The following is a 19,104-nucleotide window of genomic DNA, read 5'->3' as shown; positions in this document are numbered from 1 at the left end:
TCCCGGATGCTGCTGGGTTATTTGTATTCGACGGGGAAGCCGATCTGCGGCACCGACAGTTCCGTGCCGAACCAGGTTTTGAAGCTGTCGGCGTAGAACGGGAATTCAACACCGGTCATGCCTTCGTGCAGAACCGTGTTTACAAAGTTCAGCCAACGCTGATCGCCCGGCTTCACGCCACAGGAATAGCTTTGCGGGTTCCAGCCATATCCGGCGTCATGGTAACGGCCCGGGTTTTTGACCATGAACCAGCGCAATGCCGACTGATCAGTTGCGGCGGCATCGGCACGCCCGGAATTAAGCGCCTGATACATCAGATCCACACTGTCATACTGATCAACTTCTGCCTCTGGCAGGGCAGCGTGAACCATTTCTTCGGCGTAGACGTTCTGAAGAACGGCAACGGTAACATCCGATCCGGCAGCTTTGAGCGCCTCGTAATCGGCGTAGTCGCCACCTTCCATCTGCAACAGACCAACGCCTTCACGGTAATAGGGGATCGTGAATTCGATCTGCTGGGCGCGTTCAGCGGTTACCGTCATGAACTGGCAGGCCAGATCGACCTTGTCGGTCACAAGGTTCGGGATGCGGGCATCGCCGGATTGCTGGACATATTCGATTTTATCGGGATCGCCAAACAGGGCCTTGGCGACAAGGCGACCCATATCAACGTCAAAGCCCTTGAGCTTGTTATCCGAGTCAATGAAGTGCCATGGCGGGTTGGTGGAGCCGGTCCCCAAAATCAGGTAACCGCGGTCAAGGACCTGCTGGAGCTTGCTGGCTTCCTGTGCAATGGCCGATCCGGCAGTTGCGGTCATAAGAGCCGCGACTGCGATTGTCTTTAAGAAGGTCATGTTTGTCTCCGCTGATGAAAAGAGCCAACCGTTTTTGATGAGTCCCGGTTTTTCCGTTATACCGGAATTAATATCGTTATTACGGATTTAACTTGAAACCAAAATCTAGCCATGTCAATTCGCTTTTGCGAAACCCGCAGTTTCCCTTGGTTTTCTAAGTGTAGTGATTTTGTTGCCCGGACCCTCCGGTCAGCGGATTTTCGTGGATGCCATGACCTGCACGTCCTGTAAAAACAGGCCGTTTTCCGCATATTTCTGCGCAAAATGAAGGTCACGCACACAGGGCAGATCGGGAGTCGCGGCATGGAAGGTAGCAAAAAGAAATCGGCCGCTATCACGAGATGCAATAGCGGCCGACTTTCGATAATTTTCTGGAGTAGCTTGCCCGGCTGAGGGATCAGCGGTTGCGCAGCGCGATCAGCAGACGAAGACTGTTAAGCGTCACCAGAACGGTTGCGCCGGTATCGGCCATCACCGCCAGCCAAAGTCCCGTCAGACCGGTGATACTGGTGACCAGAAAGACGGCCTTGAGCCCCAGTGCCAGTGCGATGTTTTCGCGGATCACGCGACGTGTGGTTCGGGACAGTTTCACCAGATTAACGACATCCGAAAGCCGGTCCTTGACCGCCACCGCATCGGCGGCCTCAAGCGCAATATCCGTACCCCCGCCAATTGCGATGCCAACATCGGCCGATTTCAGCGCCGGGGCATCATTGATGCCGTCGCCCACCATGGCAATCGGCCCCTTTCGCACCGGATCATTGCGCAATTCGGCCAGCACGTTCAGCTTGTCTTCGGGCAGAAGCTGCGCCCGGTAATCAATGCCAAGTTCACCAGCCATACGTTTGGCGACACGTTCGGCATCGCCGGTCAGCATCACGGGACTGATACCCAAAGTGTTCAGTTTGCCAAGTGCATCCTTTGCATCGGCGCGTGCGATATCGCGCAACGCAAGCGCGCCAATGACATCGCCATCACGCAGGACGACAACGGCCGTGCTACCGGCGTCTTCCTGTGCGGCGAGCCAGTCGGCAACTTCGGCAGCCGGTTTGATATCAAGGCGTTTGGCCGCCCCGACACGATAAAGCGTGCCATCAATCCGGGCTTCGACCCCGGCACCGGCGATGGTTCGCGCATCGGTGATTTCCGGCAGATCAAGTTTCTTGTCCGTCGCCGCATTGACCAACGCCTTTGCCAGCGGGTGGGAGGTCACGGTTTCAAGGGCGGCGGCAATGGCAAGCAGCCGGTCCTCGTCCATATCATCCACCGACATCATTGCCGTCAGCTTCGGCTTGCCTTCGGTCAGTGTACCGGTTTTGTCAAACGCCATGGTGCGTACGGCCCCGATGGCCTCAAGTGCTGCACCGCCTTTAACCAGCAGGCCGATCCTAGATGCACGGGCAAGGGCCGATGTCACCGCCGCCGGTGTGGAGATCACCAAGGCACAGGGGCAGCCGATCAGAAGCAGGGCCAGCCCACGATAGATCCATTCTTCCCAGCCTTGCCCGAACAGAACCGGTGGAACAACGACCGTAAGGGCCGCAAGCGCCATGATGATTGGCGTATAGATACGAGCGAATTTGGCAACGAAACGCTCGACCGGTGCCTTGTGCTTTTCGCTTTGTTCGACCAGCTCGATCACGCGATCCAGCATGGTTTGCCCGGCCACCCGGGCCACACGCAGGTGCACCGGTCGGTCGGTAACAATGGCACCGGCAAAAACCTCGCCCCCCGGTTCGGAGGTAACCGGAACGGATTCCCCGGTCAGGTGGCTGTTATCGATTTCAGCCGAGCCGACAGTCAGGATACCATCCGCCGGGATGCGTTCGCCGGGGCGGACTTCAACGATGTCGTCAAGCGTAAGCGCCGAGGGTGCAACCGTATCAAAGCCGCCACCAGATGGTGAAACCCGCCGCGCGGTCTCCGGGGCCAGTTTCATCAGCGATTTAACCCCGCTGCGCGCCCGCCCCGCGGCAATGCCTTCAAGGCTTTCGCCAATCGCAAACAGCAGGACGACCATACCGGCTTCAAGACTTTCGCCGATTGCAACCGCGCCAAGAACCGCGACACTCATCAATAGTTCGATGGAAAAGAATGCGCCGCTTGCCGCCAGACGGAACGCTGTTCTCATCACCGGCAATGCCGCGATGATCGAGGCAATGGACATGGCATAAGCATCGGTGGCCGGAACCAGCCAGCCGACCAATCCGCCTAGAACCAGCCAGATCGCTGCCCATGCAATTTCGTCCCCGGCTTCCGGCCAGGGGGCCAGTTTGCGCAGCAGGGATTTGTCATTGGCATCGGTATCTTGCGACGCGGCATTATCCGTCGCAGCCGGATTGGCAGAACCACAGGAACCGCCAGCGCAGCAAGCGGCTTCGGATGATTTCCCCGCCCCCGGAATTACCTTTTCCTTTGCCGGATAACCCAATTTGGTCAGCATGGTGCTGATATCGGAACGCGTTTCGGCACTATCATTGCGAAGGCCCAGCGTCACCGTTTCACGCATCATCGACACATCTACACATTGCACGCCATCACGTTTGGTAAGCGCGGTTTCGATTTTCGCCACACAGGACCCGCAATCCATGCCCGATACGGCCCACTGGTGATGCGAAATGCCGTCACGATGACGGGCCAGCACATCATCAACAGTGCCCTGGTCCTCGACACTCAGTTCGGATTGCGCGTGCAAGCCATCGGCGGCGGCAACAAAGCTTTGCCCGGGCACAGCAACGTTGAGCGACGCAATCAGCGATGACTTGCAGCTTTCACAATTTCCAATGGCCGGGAACTGATCCCATTTTACGATGACGGACATTCTGGACCTCGCCAACATTCAAATTTATATTCATGCATTATATTCAAATAACAATTCATATGTTAGCGAGTCAAGAACATTCAAACCATGATTTGAATATTATCACACACAATGCCAGACGCCCCGAAAAAGTTGATGAATTACGCCGGCACTGCGACCATAGTGACCACCCGATTTAAGAACCAAGGCCAACCGCCGCATGCCTCGTATTGTCATTTGCAAAACCTGCCAACCAGCACCTGATGCTGATCCGGACCCAAAGATGGATTTTGTCGATGCGGATGGTTTTGTGCGGCAGTTAGGCACGGCACTTGATCAGGCGGAATTGCCCGAAACGTTTGAAATCACGCAGGTTGACTGCATGGGATCATGCAGCGACCCGACATCGGTTGCACTTCAGGGAACCGGGCGGGCAAGTTATCTTTTTGCCGGATTATCGGCACATCGTGATATTGACGATATCATTGCCACCTGCCGGGAATATCTGAACGCCCCGGATGGATGGATCGAAGACGCACGCGGCTGCGGACGTCTTCGATTTTGCCTTAAGGCCCGTATCCCGGCCCTGTGATTATGGCGCAACCGAAACAGTCATGACCTGACGCAGTGGCTTATCGCCAACGGCAAGCTGGCTATGGTCATTGGCCGTAAGGGTCACGATAACCTCATTATCGCCCGCTGGAAGGTCTGCGATATGAAGCCACGGGCCATACAGGCGGGCGATCTTGGTGCCGTTAACATAGACATGAGCATGCCCCTCGCCCGGGATATGGGGACTGCTGGCATGTTCGGGGGCAAAACGGAAATTCTGCACCAAGAGATGCAGGTTCCAGCCACTGACCGGATCGGGCGCAATGGCAACATCAAGCCTTGGCGCATCAACGGCATCGGGCAGTGAAATGACGGCATCATGGCTGGCATGAGCACCGTTGACATTCATCGTGTCATGCGTATCACCATGGGCACTTTCCCCATGCGCGCGCGGATCGGAATGGTCATGACCATCAAGGATGATGCCATTGCCCGCCGCCACCAGAAAGCCAATCCCGCCGCCAAAAACAAGCCCGATCCCGAAAAGAGCAAGTGAACGTGGCATTTCATTTATCCAGACAAATCAATGAAAGAAAACAGGCGCGGAATATACCGCGCCTGATCAATGTGATTGCGTTTTACGCTTCCCGGTCGGCTTCACGCCGCCAGAAATGCCCGGCAAACAGCCCGGTCAACACCCAGGCCACAGCCCCGATGCCAAAGGCACGCGCAGCAAACAGCGCCCCGAGTTCGGTCGGCACGGGACCGCTGAACTGATCGGGTTCCGGTGCACCGATAACATGGGGCGCCAGAAGCAGAATAACCGCCGCCCCCCACGCCAGCCAGTTCCGGCCAAAGGCGATCAGCCAAACCGCAAGTGCCGCGGTTGCCACCGTCGCAAACCACCAGATTTGCCGTTCATAGACATCGGCCGCAGCAACACCGGGCACCTCTGGCGCCAAGGTGAAGCCCGGTGCGAAATGCACGATGACAAACCCTGCAATGCCCCAGATGATGCCATTGCGCGCCGTCACCACATGACCACGATTTTCGGCAAAGGCCATGGCCGCGATCAGGATCAGTGCATAGCCGGTATAGACCAGCATGGTGAACAGGATGCTTAGCCCGTCACGCAGCGGATCAATCCCGCCGACATCCTGATGCGCGCTAACCGCGTCACCGCCGAAATGCACAAGGGCACCGGTTTCATACAGCTCCGCATGCAGCAAAACGGGCTGCACAAAATACAGCTGTAGCAGGGCCGCAATAAGCCCCGCTGCAGCACCAGCGAACAACGCGCTGGTTACTATGCGTGTGAACATGACTTAGTGGCAGGGAAAGCCGGTCGCGTGGCGCACATCGTGTGCCGCGTCATGAAGCAGGTCCGCCTGAACGTGGCCGGTCACAAAGACAATCGCCATGCCGAAAACGGCACAGGCAAGGATCGGCAGAAGAACGGATTTTTTCGAAACGGCAAATGCCGCGGTCTGCGTGGTCATAGAAATCTCCTTTGCTGTCACACCCGACAGTCGGTTCGGGTCCATGCCTGGCAGGTCTCCTGGCTTGCGGGTCTTCATGCGTCGCCGACCTTCCCTGCTTTCGCAAGTGGTATGATGGCGGGCACTCGTCGCATACAGTCGCGGGGGCGGCTTTGGCTTTGACCGTCAAACAGACGGCTTTCCAAATTCCCTCTTCGTTTCCCAACCCCGAGCAGAGCGGGAAAAACCAAGCCATTCGTTTATGACGGTAATTTTGCGCAAGTGCAATGTGAAAACCACGCAGGCCGGGTGATCATTTGCCGAACATATTCGCCCGATTGTCGATCTGCGACTGGAATGCCCGCAAAGATCAGTGCGGGGGTGGCTTAGTCGTGTGTGACGTGGGCAAAGACATCTCGAACAACACAGGAAATATGTTCGTCATCAATCTGATAGAAGATATGACGCCCGTTGCGCTCGGAGGCCAGAATGCGCTGATCGCGCAACTGACGCAGATGATGGCTGGTAAGCGACTGCGACATGCCCGATGCCTCGGCCAGTTCGCCAACGGTTTGCGGTTTTTCCATGCAGCGCAAAACAAGCTGCAACCGCCCGGCATCCCCCAAAAGCGCAAAGATTTTCGCTGCTGCCTCGATATCGGGCAGCGACAGGTTATGACCGGTGGCGCGCGACGCATCACGCGTTACGGCTTCCCCCTGTTCGGTGGAAAGGCCAAGACGTGCGGCGGTATCGCATTCCTGACAACCGTCACCATCATTATTGGCGCTGACCACGACCGGGCGGGCCGGTGTGACTTCGACTTTACGTGATTTTGCTTTGCTTTGTAACATGCCCCTATTTTCCACGCCCTGCATCGCTTGGCAAGGGGACTTGATGTTTGCGTGCATGGAACTCCGCCACGCAGGGAACGTTACAGGTATGACACATCATCGAAAGTGCCCACCAGAACAAGGAGACACACCGATGCAAGAGCAAACAGCACTCGACATTTTTAATCTGCGCCAGTCCCACGACAGCTGGGAACGGAATGTTGCCGGTTACTGCGCGAAAAACGACATGCAGGTCGGAAATCTGCCCAAAGAGGTAACCGGCCCCTATAACGAGATGAATGAGGCGTGGGAAAAGCTTAAGGCCGAAGGCGATGCCGCAAGCAACGCCACCGCAGAGCAGTTCCACAAGGCGACCGCAAATCTTGAAAAAGCATGGAACGATATGATTGGCAGGTAAATTGCCGGTTTTATGCCCTTTATAGAGAATGCCCCAAAATCGCCTTTTCATTGCAAATCGATGACATGATTACGCGCCAGATTGAAATTGTCTGGAAAAGCAAAAGGAGGCTCCCATGACAGCCCGTCCCCTTCCGGAGCACGCCAAGCTCCATCAGGAATTCAAGGATTGGGAATTCGGCCTTACAGCCCATTGCAAGGAATCCGAAGCCGGGCTTGAACAATTGCCAAGCGAGGTTGTTCAGGCGTGGGATGACATGGATGCCGCCTGGAGCGAGATCAAGGATCATAGCGGTGATATCCCGCAAGAATCCCTGCAGCGTTTTCGTGAAGCCAAACAACGTTTGCAAGGTGCGTGGGACGCGATGATCTCTTCCAAACGGCATTAACGACGCCGCGCTGGAAGCAGCCAGACTTTTTCGTCTCCCTCTCTTCCCTGGCGGGTTTTCCTCCCCTCCCCGCCATTCCTTCTGCAGCCGGGTGTTTCAACCGCCCCGGCTGCATTTTTTTTGTCTGAATTTTGGCCGGGCATCGCCCGCCTGACGATCAAAGCGCGACTACGGATAAAAATCCGGATTGACTCATTTCGATAAAAAATTCATGTTTTACATTAATTAATGAATTTGATTCGTCATTAAAATATCCCCCGATTGTTTCCGGATGGAGCCCCGTCATGTCCGACACCCTGAAAAATGTCCGCACCGTCAGCCGCATTCTTGGCTGGGTGTGCCTTATCGGCGTTGTTTTCGAAATCTGTCTCGTGCCGCTGATATGGCATGTCGATGGCTGGATTGATACCAGCGCCAGCCAGATGACCATCAGCCTTGAAGAATTGCGCGCCCTTTCCGGATGGCAGAAATATGCCGTGATGGCATCGATGATGCTGCCGACACTTGTTATGGCCTATGGGCTTTGGCGATTGCGCAAGATGTTCCTGTCCTTTGCCGAAAACCATATTTTCCAGCCTGCCCCGATTGCCCATCTGAAAGCATTTTCCGTGGCCCTTATGGCGCAAACCCTGATCAAGCCGCTTTCAGGCGCACTGACATCCGTACTGGCAACCATAACCCGTCCCGAAGGCGAAAGGATGCTGTCTATCGGGCTCAGCGATGCCGAGGCCAGCACCCTGTTTCTGGGCGGGTTGCTTCTGGTGATTGCGTGGGTATTGGGAGAAGCCACCCGGATCGAGGACGAGAACAGGAGCTTCGTCTGATGGCGATCATTGTCCGGCTTGACGTGATGCTTGCCCTGCGAAAGATGAAGTCCAAGGACCTTGCCTGCCGGATCGGGGTGAGCGAACAGAACCTGTCGCTTCTGAAATCAGGCAAGGTGCGCGGTGTGCGGTTTGAAACACTTGCCGCGATTTGCCGGGAACTTGATTGCCAACCCGGTGATCTTCTGGAATTCGTTGCCGACGACCTGTAAGCTCTTGTGATCATGACGGCCCGGTTAAAACGGGGCCGTCCTTCATAAGAAACAAGGCAGCCTGTTTAACGGCTGTTATCAGGGAAGACGTGAATGGAAAACAAGGTTGCCCTCGTAACAGGTGCCGCACGCGGCATCGGACTTGCCACAACCCATCTTTTTATTGAACTGGGGTGGCAGGTTGCGATGATTGATCGCGACAGCGCGGAACTTCGCAAATCATGTCGCGATATCGCAAATGCCAAGGCATTTGAATATGACGTATCAATCCCCGAACAGGTCGATCTGATGATCGACGAGGTCCTGACCGAGTTCGGACAGATTGATGCGGTCGTCAATAATGCCGGGGTTGCCGATTTCCTGCCAATTGGTGAAACTGACTTCAGCGCGTGGCGCCGGATCATGGAAACCAACCTTGATGGTGTTTTTCTTGTCTCACAGGCGGCAATACCTGCTCTGAAGCAGACCAAGGGCGCGATTGTCAATATCGGCTCTATTTCCGGGCTTCGGGCCTCTACTCTTCGGGTCGCTTATGGCACATCGAAGGCCGCCGTCATTCACCTGACAAAACAGCAGGCGATCGAGCTTGGCGATTTCGGGGTGCGGTCCAACTGCGTCTGCCCCGGCCCAGTCAAAACCAAGCTTGCCATGGCGGTCCATTCGCCGGAAATCATATCGGCCTATCTTGATGCCATGCCGCTTGGCCGATACGGTAACGAACGCGAAATCGCCGAGGTGATTGCGTTTTTATGCTCCGACAAGGCGAGCTACGTTACCGGTCAGGTGATCGCGGCCGATGGCGGGTTTGAAACGGCCGGTGTCGGGCTCCCGGCCCTTCGCAAGGCCGCAGAAGAATAAGCACTTTCGGGCGATCAGCTTGATAAAACACGAACGCCTCGCGGCGCAAAAGTTTGATCGCCTACCCTTTTTTCCTGCGTATGGCTTGGATAAACCATCACCAAAAGGTGTTTCCGTGACCATCGAACTTGCCCTTCTCGTTTTCAACGCCCTTTTCTGCCTTGCTTTCCCGTGGGTTTACAATTGGTCCTATGGCAAGCAGGTCGGCGGCAAACGCCTTTTGGGCAATCGCGACAATCTGCCCGAACGGCAGGGCTTGGCTGCCCGTGGCCTGCGCGCCCATCAGAACCATCTGGAAAATCTGGTGCCGTTTGCGATTATCGTTCTGGTCGCGCATGTAATCGGCATTTCTAACACTGTCACTGTGGCTTGCGCAGTTGTCTTTACCCTCGCCCGTATCGCACATGCCGGGTTCTATGTTGCCGGGATCACGCGCATTCCGGGGATCAATGGCGTGCGATCCATTGCCTATTTTGTCAGCCTGTTTGCGATGCTTGTCTTTGTCTCGCAATTATTCGGGTCGTAATTGTCGGCGCAAACTCTCGACAAGCCGGGTTTCGGGCGTTACGAGATAGGCGGCCAAACCGGAACGGGTAGGGTCATGACTTAACGCTTTTACCCAAGGATCTGCCGTGAGCACGTTACCCCCCTGCCCCAAATGCCAGTCGCCCTATACCTACGAAGATGGTGAATTGCTGATTTGCCCGGAATGCGCCCATGAATGGTCGCTGCAAACCGCGTCAAGTGGCGATCAAACCGAATACAAGGATGCCAATGGCAATGTGCTTGTTGACGGCGATACGGTTTCGATCATCAAGGATCTGAAGGTCAAGGGTGCGTCTCAACCGCTTAAGGTCGGCACCAAGGTCAAGAATATCCGCCTTGTCGAAGGCGACCACAATATCGATTGCAAGATCGACGGATTTGGCCCGATGAAGCTTAAATCCGAATTTGTCAAAAAGATCTGATTGCGGACTTCACCCCTGCGCCCTATGTCGACGACATTGCGACCGGGTTCTGGTACAATGTCGTCGTCTGATACCGGCTTAAACCACCCAAAAGAAACGGGGGCCACCATGCGCCACCTTGCTCTTATTGCCGCAATAGTCGCAACCCTGTCGCTGCCTTCCTGCCTGACCTTCAACTGGCAGCGCAGCGTTCAGCAGGTTTTATCGAATGCATGCAATTCGACAGGGGATTGCGGCTCGGACGGGCCGGGTTATTAGAACAGCCCCAAACAAAACGGCGCGCCCAATGGACGCGCCGCTGTCATTTCCGATGATCGGAAAGCTTATTCCCACTCAATCGTTCCCGGTGGTTTCGAGGTGTAGTCATAGGTGACACGGTTGATACCGTTGACCTCGTTGATGATCCGGTTGGCGATGCGGCCAAGCAGTTCCGGCGGGAAGGCGAAGAAGTCGGCGGTCATGCCGTCGGTCGAGGTGACCGCGCGCAGCGCACAGGCATAGTCATAGGTACGACCATCGCCCATCACGCCAACGGTACGGACCGGGAGCAGCACCGCGAAGGCCTGCCAGATGGCGTCATAGAGACCGGCATTACGGATTTCTTCGAGATAGATCGCATCGGCCTTGCGCAGGATATCAAGCTTTTCGCGCGTGATCGGCTGGCCGGGGATGCGGATGGCAAGGCCCGGTCCGGGGAACGGGTGACGGCCGACAAAGCTGTCGGGCAGGCCCAGTTCACGGCCAAGGTCACGGACTTCGTCCTTGAACAGCTCACGCAGTGGCTCGACCAATTGCATGTTCATGCGTTCCGGAAGGCCACCGACATTGTGGTGTGACTTGATGGTGACCGACGGGCCACCAGTGAAAGACACACTTTCGATCACGTCCGGGTAAAGGGTCCCCTGTGCAAGGAAATCAGCACCACCGATTTTCTTGGCTTCTTCTTCGAACACTTCGATGAACAGACGGCCAATGGTTTTGCGTTTGGTTTCCGGATCAATTTCGCCTTCAATCGCGCCGATAAAGGTTTCGGACGCGTCAACATGCACCAGTGGAATATTGTAATGGTCGCGGAACAGGGTGACGACCTGATCAGCCTCGCCCGAGCGCATGAAACCATGATCGACAAACACGCAGGTCAGCTGATCGCCAATCGCTTCGTGGATCAGAACCGCGGTGACAGAGCTGTCAACACCACCCGAAAGACCGCAGATGACCTTGCCATCGCCGACCTGTTTGCGGATTTTGGCGATTGCATCGTCTTTATAGGCGTTCATCGTCCAGTCGCCAGAACAACCGGCAACGCCATGCGTGAAGTTTTTAAGCAGCTGCGCGCCATGCGGGGTGTGGACCACTTCGGGGTGGAACTGCACGGCGTAGAATTTCTTGTTGTCATTGGCGATGGCGGCAAACGGTGCGCCTTCGGATTTGCCAACAACGCGGAACCCGTCAGGAAGCGCATCGACACGGTCGCCGTGGCTCATCCAGACCTGTTCGCGGGCACCTTCGGCCCAGATGCCGGTGAACAGCGCGCAGTCTTCGATGACATCGACAAAGGCACGACCGAATTCACGGTGATCGGACGTTGCGACCTTGCCGCCAAGCTGGTTGACCATGGTCTGCTGACCATAGCAGATACCAAGCACCGGCACGCCAAGCTCAAACACCTTTGCCGGGGCAGAGGGTGCCTTGTCCCAATGGACCGATGCCGGACCACCCGAAAGGATCACGGCCTTGGGCGCATATTCGTCAAGGAAAGCATCCGAGACATTGTTGAAGGGGTGGATTTCGCTATAGACACCGCTTTCGCGCACGCGGCGTGCAATCAGCTGGGTGACCTGCGATCCAAAATCAATAATCAGCACGCGATCTGTCATCGGGCCGTATCTCCGTCGAGTATGGGGTTGCGCCGTACATACGCCAAACCATCCGTCTCGGCAACCCGGCGCAAACGGTTACCTTGGGATGCATTCATGAAATTCTGATGCCGAATTCCGGCATTTGGGGACAATTGCGGCCTTTTCCTGCCGGAACGCCCCCGAAAAAAGCACAATTGGTCCCTTTTTCCTGCGCAATGCGTCTGTAACTTGGTTTCTAACGGAGCACGGAGATAACCGCGTCCGACAGAATTAGAAATCATGAGCAAATCAAGTTTGACCATGCAAAGGGACACAGACAAATGACACAGAACAAAGGCAGTAAAATCGCGCTTGCCGTCGCTGGCCTTCTTCTGGTCGCTGGTGCGGCAACGGCTATTGCAATGACCCAGTCCGAGACCAACAACCCGGTGTCGCTGTTTGGCACTGAAACCGGTACTGAAAAAAGCGATACCATGACCCCGGCACCGGATGCCCCGGCGGCCGAAACCGGCGAAGCGCCGAACACCGTCCTTCCAGAAGACAATCAGGAAGTTCCGGGCATGAAGGGTCTTGATGGCAATGCAGGCGAAGATAGCAGCCCGCTGGAACTGATGCCGCAGAATGACGGCGGCACCACCGGTGGCGAAGCTGCCCCGAAGACGGAATAAAAAACCGGCCGGGTAAACTGTGGAAGATCCAATCTTCACATCGCGTTCACGGTAAAATGCACTTGTGAAAAGAATTGGCCCTGTCCCCATTCGGGACAGGGCCATTTTTCTTGCCGCAATTTTACAGTTTGCGAGCAGACCAAGGGCGGCATCGGACATCGGGTTGTTTGCGATGACCATAGCCGTCATTGTCATTATTTCACCTTGCCTTTGGCTGTGCGTTCAAACACCGCGACAAAGAAACCATCCGTACCGTGAACATTAGGCGACAGGCGAAGCCACGGCTTGTCCTTGCCACCGGGTACCGGAACGGATTTGGGTGCGTCGGGCCAGATTTCACTGATCGGAACCGGTCTGAAATCCTTGCGATCACGCATGAAGGTTTCGATCAGGCGTTCGTTTTCTTCGGGCATGATCGAGCAGGTCGCGTAAATCAGACGCCCACCCTTGGTGACCTTTGCCGCACCGGCCTTCAATATCTTGCTTTGATTTGCCATCAGGGTGCGGATATCACGCTGCCCGATACGCCAGCGCAGTGCCGGGTTACGGCGCAGGGTGCCAAGCCCCGAACAGGGGACATCAAGCAACACACGATCAAAGAAACCGGATTTGTTGCGAAGCCAGCTATCGCGTTCATCAGCGATGATGCGCTGCTGAATACAGTCACCGGCACCGGCACGTTTGGCACGCTTGCGCGAATTATCCAGACGACCGCCATGGGTGTCGCAGGCAAGGATACGGCCCTTGCCGCGCATGTCGGACGCCATGCCAAGCGTCTTGCCCCCACCGCCCGCGCACATATCAAGGATATGCATGCCCGGCTTGGCATCGACCAGCCGCACGCAAATCTGCGATGCCTCGTCCTGGATTTCGATCAAGCCATCCTTATAGGCCGCCGTAACCAGCATATTCACACCAAGCGGCAGACGCAGGCCGTTGGGCGCATAAGGCGTTCTTTCGATATTGTGGATGCCATCGGCTTCAAGCGATTTGATTGCGTCTTCAACCGTGCCCTGAAGGCGGTTAACGCGCAGATCAAGTTTGGCGGGCTGATTATAGGCCGCCATTTCAGCCGGAAGGTTTTCGTGATGGAGTTTCAGCAGTTCGGCATAAAGCCATTTCGGCAATTCGGTTTTGACCGCACCTGGCTGGCCGTCATGATCAAGCGTCTTGCCAGTCAGCTTGTTGATCAGATGATTTTCTGCCGGATGCAGCGGGTTCGGGCAGAACTCCTCACCATTGAACATGCTTGAAATGTCTTCGGCCTTGCGTTTGTCCTGCAAGACCAGTTCGGCGATCATGCGCGCACGACCGTCCTGAAACTCATATCCGCATTCGGCCAGCCACCAGCCCAGACGCGCCTGATGGCGGATCAAGTTATAGAAACGTTCGCTGATCTCGCGACGATCGCCACCACCGATATAACGGCGATTGCCAAAATAGCCGGAAATGACGCGGTCTGCGTCGTCTCTGGTCTGGGTCCAGCCGTCATAGAGTTCAATGACAGCCGCGATACGTGCACCGGGTTTCAAAACGAATGTCCAACCTGTCTGAGTGTGATGTTCCTGTCCCGATATGGGAATTCAAGTAAACACCATACGATAAAAAAGGCGATGACGGCAGGATTGCCTGCCGTCATCTGAAATTTGTGCCCGCTGATATCACGGGTTGGGCCATTCGCCAACAGCGACAAGCGCAAGGCAGCCCAGCCAATTGATCAGCGTGCCCCGATTAGTTACCCGGACGGTAATTCGGGGCCTCGCGGGTGATGGTCACGTCATGGGCATGGCTTTCGCGCAGGCCCGCATTGGTGATGCGAACGAACTGGGCCCGTTCACGGAAATCGGCAAGCGTAGCCGAACCGGTATAGCCCATCGATGCCTTAAGACCGCCAACCATCTGATGGATGATCTGACCAGCCGGACCTTTATACGGTACGCGGCCTTCGATGCCCTCGGGGACGAGTTTCAGGTTGTCCTGAACATCCTGCTGGAAGTAACGGTCCGCAGACCCGCGTGCCATCGCACCGACCGAACCCATCCCGCGATAGGATTTGTACGAACGGCCCTGATACAGGATGACTTCGCCTGGCGCTTCGTCGGTACCGGCCAGAAGTGAGCCAACCATGCAGGTGCTGGCACCGGCGGCCATTGCCTTGGCAATGTCGCCCGAAAACTTGATACCGCCATCGGCGATGATCGGAACGTCAAGCTTGTGACCGATTTCCGCACATTCAAGGATGGCCGTCAATTGCGGCACACCCACACCGGCAACAATGCGGGTGGTGCAGATCGACCCCGGACCGATGCCGACCTTGACCGCGTCCGCACCGGCTTCGGCCAGTGCCTTGACGGCTTCGGGGGTGGCAACGTTACCGGCGATGATCTGGGTATTGCCGATCTTTGATTTTATATATTCGACTGCCTTGATCACACCGGCGGAATGGCCATGTGCGGTATCAATGACCAGTACGTCAACACCGGCTTCAACCAGCGCCATCGCACGTTCAAAGCCGCTTTCGCCAACGCCGGTTGCCGCGGCAACACGCAGACGACCGCTTTCATCCTTGCACGCATTCGGGTGCAATTTGGCTTTTTCGATGTCCTTGACGGTAATCAGGCCGGTGCAGCGATAGGCTTCGTCAACCACCAGAAGCTTTTCAATGCGATGCTGGTGCAGAAGTTTTTTGGCTTCTTCGGTTTCGACATTTTCCGTCACCGTAACCAGATTTTCGTGGGTCATCAGTTCGGAAACCGGTTGCGAACGGTTGGACGCAAAACGCACATCGCGGTTGGTCAGAATGCCGACCAGCTTGTTGCTGGCGCGTTCAACAACCGGAATACCGGAAATGTGGTTGATGTCCATCAGGTCCAGCGCATCGGCGAGCGTCTGATCCGGGTGAATGGTGATCGGGTTGACGACCATACCGGATTCAAATTTCTTTACGCGGCGAACTTGTTCGGCCTGCTGTGCGATATCGAGGTTCTTGTGAATGACCCCCATACCACCATGCTGCGCCATAACAATCGCCATCGGGCTTTCGGTCACTGTGTCCATTGCGGACGACAGAAGCGGAATGCGCAGGTCGATATTTTTGGTAACGCGGGTGTTGGTCTGCACCTGTGCCGGCAGCACTTCGCTGGCGGCGGGTTTGATCAAAACGTCATCAAACGTCAGGGCTTCTGCAATGCGGGTCATATGGGGCCACCTCGTTAATCTGAGTTGGCGCGGAACTTATACACGTTATGGCCTTTATGCCAAGTTTTCTGCGCCCATAGCAGCCCTGTTATTTTATTGCTGCATTATCCGGGCAGTTCCGTTAGAAACTGGTAGATGGGGCTGCTATCTGGCGCAGCCCCATTTTTATGCCCGGATCACCCCCGAATTTTGCAAGGCAGACCAAGCGTTTGCCGCAATCGCGAAAGCCGCCCGCCCCTGTTTTACGCGGTCGCAGCATCCGGAACGTTGAGCACCTTGTCGATAAACCGGCGTACATCACCATCAAGTGAATCGGCCTGCCCCAGAAGATTTGTCGCCTCGCTATGGAGTTGCAGGACGACAGAGCCGGACTCGGTCGTGCCGCTGGCAACGTCAGCAAGGATGGCCGCAATGGTTTGCATGCGTCGCACCGCCTGATCGATCCGGTCACTGATCGCACCGACAACTTCGGTCTGTTCGCGGGCGGCTTCGGCAACCAGACGCGCACCGCTATCGATTTCGCTGATCTTTTCATTGATCTCGCGCACCGATGAAACGGCTTCGCGGGTCATTGACTGCATTTCGCCGATTTCACCAATCACCTGTTCGGCGGCACGCGATGTCTGGGACGCCAGGTTTTTGACCTCGGTCGCGACAACGGCAAAACCCTTGCCTGCTTCGCCGGCACGGGCGGCCTCTATGGTGGCGTTCAGGGCCAGAAGATTGGTCTGATCGGCGACATCGGTGATCAGTTCGACCACCTTGGTCACGCGAAGCGCCATGTCATCAAGACGCGTGATGTGATTATCGGCAACACGGGCCCGGCTAACCGCGGCTTCGGCCAGTTCGGCGGAACCATTGATCTGCGCGCCGATCTGACGAATGGAGGCACTGAATTGTTCGGTGGCAACCGCGATGCCGTTCAGGGCCTCGGTACTGTCATCGGCAGCAAGGCGCATATCGTTGGCCTGTTCGGCGATGCGACTGACCTGCCGGGACAGAAAATCGGAACTGTCACTTAGCTGTTTTGCACTGTTCGAGACCGAACCAACCACCGACTGGATATCATCACCGATACGCCCGGCGCTATCGCTGAAGTTTCTGGTTTTTTCATGCATGGCATCAAGGGCGGCATTGACCGTCCCGGCATAGCCGATCAGATCACCGCGCAGTCCCCTTGGCAGGATTTTGCGATAATAGGATCCCCGCGATGCATGGCCCATGGCACCTGCGGCTTCCTTGGCGAACGCCTCGGTCAGGTCAAGTAACTGGTTCACCGCATTTTGCAGGGGCGCAAGATAACCCTGTGTTTGACGATTATTGACCCTGACACCCATTTTGCCATCGGCAGCGTCATGGACGATATCATGCAGTTCATCAATGATCCGCTTGTGACGCGTGAGGGCAACCGTACCAATCAAAGCCATGACCAGAAGCGCAATCGTCGCAATCAAAGAAACAAACGGTGCATGCGTTGGCGCCATCAGAAGTGCACCAATCAGACCAAAGGCCAGCATCAGGCCAGAAATCAAAATCCGTCGCAGATTAGAGAGTGAAAACAAACTGATCATAGTCGATGCCTGCCTGCCCCAGAAGATTGCCAAGTTTTTGTGTACTGCGCGCCATGCCGTCCTTGCGATTACGTTCGCGTTCTTCTTCTGCACGAAGATCGGCATAAAGCGGGATAACCTGTTCAACCGCTTCGCGGCGGGGTACCCGACGATTGGAATGATAACCAACGATATTGCCATTCGGTCCGAAGGTCGGCGTGACATTGGCCAGCACCCAGTAATGATCCCCGTTCGCCGAGCGATTGATCACATAGGCGAAAATCTCGCGCCCCTTGGAAATCGTGTCCCACAGTAAGGCGAACACGCAGCGCGGCATGTCGGGATGGCGGATAATGCTGTGCGGCTGGCCCAGAATATCCTTTTCACGATATCCTGCGACCCGCAGAAAGACATCATTTGCGTAAGTAATACGTCCCTTGGTGTCGGTCTTGCTGACGATAATTTCATTATCGCCAAAATGACGTTCAACACCGGTCAGAAAAAGCTGATCCTGTTTCATCAATTGCACCCCGTTCACGGATCAATGGTCCCACAACCGATCCTGACATAGCGAAACCCCGCCCGGGTCGCGCAATTCTGCGTCAAGTTCATCCGGTGCGGAGACTATTTGCTAGACCAATGTATAGAAGATGCCGGATTGCCACTTCTTGACTTAGCGCAATCGGATTGCGGAATATTTCACCCGCGACACAACCCAAGCGGGATGAAAGCGAATTTTTGCAAATAAAAAAGCGCGCCGATCTTGTGGCGCGCTTTGCATTTTACCTTTTCATGAACTTAGCCGACCGGCGACCAGCCGTCGTCTTCGCGCAACTCTGCATTGGCAATGTCATCGGCGGCATTGTTTTGCCCGCGGAAGCCGGTTGCAATCAGATAAGCTTCCGGGCTTTCGGGGCGTGATGCCGGTGGTTTGGCATGTTTGGATACGCGGAAGTTCTTTTTGACCCGATTCAAAAGATCATTTTCCGTACCGCCCTTGAACACCTTGGCGATGAAAATACCGCCCGGTGCCAGAACTTCTTCGGCAAACAGCAATGCATGTTCGACCAGATCGATAATACGGATATGGTCGGTCTGGCGATGGCCGGTGGTTTCGGGCGACATATCGGAGATCACGGCATCAACCGGCCCATCAAGGGCCTGCTTGATCATGTCAGGTGCTGCCGGGTCAAGGAAGTCGGCCTGCAAACAGGTTGCACCGGAAAGACCTTCCCATTCCAGAATATCAAGCCCGACGACCTGACCTCGTCCCTGTTTTGAACCGACCATGTCAACCGCAACCTGCGTCCAGCCGCCCGGTGCCGCGCCAAGGTCGACAATGCGCATGCCCGGACGCAGCAGATCGAACTGATTGTTGATTTCAATCAGCTTGAAGGCCGCACGCGACCGATAGCCAAGGCGCTTGGCTTCCTGCACATAGGGATCGTTCAGTTGCCGGTCGAGCCAGCGGGTCGAGGAAATCTTGCGTCCCTTGGCACTTTTGACGCGCGTCCGCAGCCCGCGCCGTGCGCCGGTATCGATCGCCGCAATGGCTGAACCCTTGCGGCGGCGCGTCCCGCCTTTTCCGCTGCTATTGTCGGTCATGTTCTTTACCTGAACTGAAACGTGTTAAAGGCCAGTACGATC

22 protein-coding genes and 1 riboswitch are annotated in these 19,104 nt (G+C 55.9%); of the genes, 10 read left to right on the top strand and 12 right to left on the bottom strand.

Annotation, left to right across the window (positions count from 1 at the left end; translation table 11 throughout):
• Positions 1-17: 17 nt before the first annotated feature.
• Both TH3_RS05625 and TH3_RS05620 read right to left on the bottom strand, forming a co-directional pair.
• Complete coding sequence (locus TH3_RS05625; RefSeq protein WP_007090811.1) at positions 18-854, bottom strand: transporter substrate-binding domain-containing protein; 837 nt, start codon at positions 852-854, stop codon at positions 18-20.
• 397 nt (positions 855-1,251) lie between these two features.
• Entirely contained in the window at positions 1,252-3,675 is a 2,424-nt protein-coding gene (locus tag TH3_RS05620; protein WP_007090810.1) for a heavy metal translocating P-type ATPase, read from the bottom strand.
• A 199-nt stretch (positions 3,676-3,874) separates the two neighbouring features.
• Here TH3_RS05620 and TH3_RS05615 point away from each other — a divergent pair, with 199 nt between their 5' ends.
• Positions 3,875-4,246 carry a DUF1636 family protein gene (locus TH3_RS05615; RefSeq protein ID WP_076519564.1) on the top strand — a complete coding sequence of 124 codons (372 nt, stop codon included), beginning with the start codon at positions 3,875-3,877 and terminating at the stop codon, positions 4,244-4,246.
• Here the strand turns inward: TH3_RS05615 and TH3_RS05610 are convergent, their stop codons facing one another.
• From TH3_RS05610 to TH3_RS05595, 4 genes are all read right to left on the bottom strand, one after another.
• Entirely contained in the window at positions 4,247-4,771 is a 525-nt protein-coding gene (locus TH3_RS05610) for a hypothetical protein (protein WP_007090808.1), read from the bottom strand.
• 73 nt (positions 4,772-4,844) lie between these two features.
• Positions 4,845-5,528, bottom strand: a complete 684-nt coding sequence (locus TH3_RS05605) for a CbtA family protein (RefSeq protein ID WP_040059633.1) — start codon at positions 5,526-5,528, stop codon at positions 4,845-4,847.
• 3 nt (positions 5,529-5,531) lie between these two features.
• Positions 5,532-5,705, bottom strand: a complete 174-nt coding sequence (locus TH3_RS05600; protein ID WP_007090806.1) for a CbtB domain-containing protein — start codon at positions 5,703-5,705, stop codon at positions 5,532-5,534.
• Positions 5,706-5,737: 32 nt separating this feature from the next.
• Positions 5,738-5,950, bottom strand: a riboswitch (cobalamin riboswitch).
• A 120-nt stretch (positions 5,951-6,070) separates the two neighbouring features.
• Complete coding sequence (locus TH3_RS05595) at positions 6,071-6,535, bottom strand: ArsR/SmtB family transcription factor (protein WP_007090805.1); 465 nt, start codon at positions 6,533-6,535, stop codon at positions 6,071-6,073.
• Between the two features lie 133 nt (positions 6,536-6,668).
• Here TH3_RS05595 and TH3_RS05590 point away from each other — a divergent pair, with 133 nt between their 5' ends.
• The 8 genes from TH3_RS05590 to TH3_RS23030 all read left to right on the top strand — a co-directional run bounded on the left by TH3_RS05590 (position 6,669) and on the right by TH3_RS23030 (position 10,440).
• Positions 6,669-6,932 (top strand): hypothetical protein, encoded by a 264-nt coding sequence (locus TH3_RS05590; protein ID WP_007090804.1) that lies wholly within the window; start codon positions 6,669-6,671, stop codon positions 6,930-6,932.
• 115 nt (positions 6,933-7,047) lie between these two features.
• Complete coding sequence (locus TH3_RS05585; RefSeq protein ID WP_007090803.1) at positions 7,048-7,320, top strand: hypothetical protein; 273 nt, start codon at positions 7,048-7,050, stop codon at positions 7,318-7,320.
• Between the two features lie 284 nt (positions 7,321-7,604).
• Complete coding sequence (locus tag TH3_RS05580; RefSeq protein WP_007090802.1) at positions 7,605-8,144, top strand: DUF2975 domain-containing protein; 540 nt, start codon at positions 7,605-7,607, stop codon at positions 8,142-8,144.
• On the top strand, positions 8,144-8,356 hold the full coding sequence (locus TH3_RS05575; protein ID WP_007090801.1) for a helix-turn-helix domain-containing protein: 213 nt from the start codon (positions 8,144-8,146) through the stop codon (positions 8,354-8,356). The genes TH3_RS05580 and TH3_RS05575 overlap by 1 nt, the downstream gene beginning before the upstream one ends.
• A 93-nt stretch (positions 8,357-8,449) precedes the next feature.
• The gene (locus tag TH3_RS05570) at positions 8,450-9,214 is read left to right on the top strand and encodes an SDR family NAD(P)-dependent oxidoreductase (protein WP_007090800.1); all 765 of its coding nucleotides are present in this window, start codon (positions 8,450-8,452) and stop codon (positions 9,212-9,214) included.
• 115 nt (positions 9,215-9,329) lie between these two features.
• The gene (locus TH3_RS05565; RefSeq protein ID WP_007090799.1) at positions 9,330-9,740 is read left to right on the top strand and encodes an MAPEG family protein; all 411 of its coding nucleotides are present in this window, start codon (positions 9,330-9,332) and stop codon (positions 9,738-9,740) included.
• Between the two features lie 106 nt (positions 9,741-9,846).
• The gene (locus TH3_RS05560; protein ID WP_007090798.1) at positions 9,847-10,182 is read left to right on the top strand and encodes a zinc ribbon domain-containing protein YjdM; all 336 of its coding nucleotides are present in this window, start codon (positions 9,847-9,849) and stop codon (positions 10,180-10,182) included.
• 108 nt (positions 10,183-10,290) lie between these two features.
• Positions 10,291-10,440: a hypothetical protein gene (locus TH3_RS23030; RefSeq protein WP_167710551.1), complete on the top strand. Its 150-nt coding sequence runs from the start codon at positions 10,291-10,293 to the stop codon at positions 10,438-10,440.
• A 65-nt stretch (positions 10,441-10,505) separates the two neighbouring features.
• Here TH3_RS23030 and guaA read toward each other — a convergent pair whose 3' ends face one another.
• Positions 10,506-12,059 carry a glutamine-hydrolyzing GMP synthase gene (guaA, locus tag TH3_RS05550; RefSeq protein WP_007090796.1) on the bottom strand — a complete coding sequence of 518 codons (1,554 nt, stop codon included), beginning with the start codon at positions 12,057-12,059 and terminating at the stop codon, positions 10,506-10,508.
• Between the two features lie 302 nt (positions 12,060-12,361).
• On the opposite strand from guaA, the gene TH3_RS05545 reads away from it, so the two are divergent.
• Positions 12,362-12,709 (top strand): hypothetical protein, encoded by a 348-nt coding sequence (locus TH3_RS05545; RefSeq protein ID WP_007090795.1) that lies wholly within the window; start codon positions 12,362-12,364, stop codon positions 12,707-12,709.
• 194 nt (positions 12,710-12,903) lie between these two features.
• On the opposite strand, the gene TH3_RS05540 is transcribed toward TH3_RS05545, so the two are convergent.
• The 5 genes from TH3_RS05540 to TH3_RS05520 all read right to left on the bottom strand — a co-directional run bounded on the left by TH3_RS05540 (position 12,904) and on the right by TH3_RS05520 (position 19,062).
• Entirely contained in the window at positions 12,904-14,241 is a 1,338-nt protein-coding gene (locus TH3_RS05540; protein WP_007090794.1) for an RsmB/NOP family class I SAM-dependent RNA methyltransferase, read from the bottom strand.
• Between the two features lie 199 nt (positions 14,242-14,440).
• Positions 14,441-15,907, bottom strand: coding sequence for an IMP dehydrogenase (guaB, locus tag TH3_RS05535; RefSeq protein ID WP_007090793.1), 1,467 nt, complete (start codon positions 15,905-15,907; stop codon positions 14,441-14,443).
• Positions 15,908-16,149: 242 nt separating this feature from the next.
• Positions 16,150-17,478, bottom strand: coding sequence for a methyl-accepting chemotaxis protein (locus TH3_RS05530; protein WP_082242458.1), 1,329 nt, complete (start codon positions 17,476-17,478; stop codon positions 16,150-16,152).
• Positions 17,453-17,977, bottom strand: coding sequence for a PAS domain-containing protein (locus TH3_RS05525; protein ID WP_007090791.1), 525 nt, complete (start codon positions 17,975-17,977; stop codon positions 17,453-17,455). The genes TH3_RS05530 and TH3_RS05525 overlap by 26 nt, the downstream gene beginning before the upstream one ends.
• A 278-nt stretch (positions 17,978-18,255) precedes the next feature.
• Positions 18,256-19,062, bottom strand: coding sequence for an RlmE family RNA methyltransferase (locus tag TH3_RS05520; RefSeq protein ID WP_007090790.1), 807 nt, complete (start codon positions 19,060-19,062; stop codon positions 18,256-18,258).
• Between the last annotated feature and the right edge of the window lie 42 nt (positions 19,063-19,104).

Origin of the sequence: Thalassospira xiamenensis M-5 = DSM 17429 (genome assembly GCF_000300235.2) — a bacterium.
GTDB classification, from domain to species: domain Bacteria; phylum Pseudomonadota; class Alphaproteobacteria; order Rhodospirillales; family Thalassospiraceae; genus Thalassospira; species Thalassospira xiamenensis.
The sequence above is the reverse complement of the archived record's forward strand: the minus strand, read 5'-3'. Positions and strand labels throughout refer to the sequence as shown.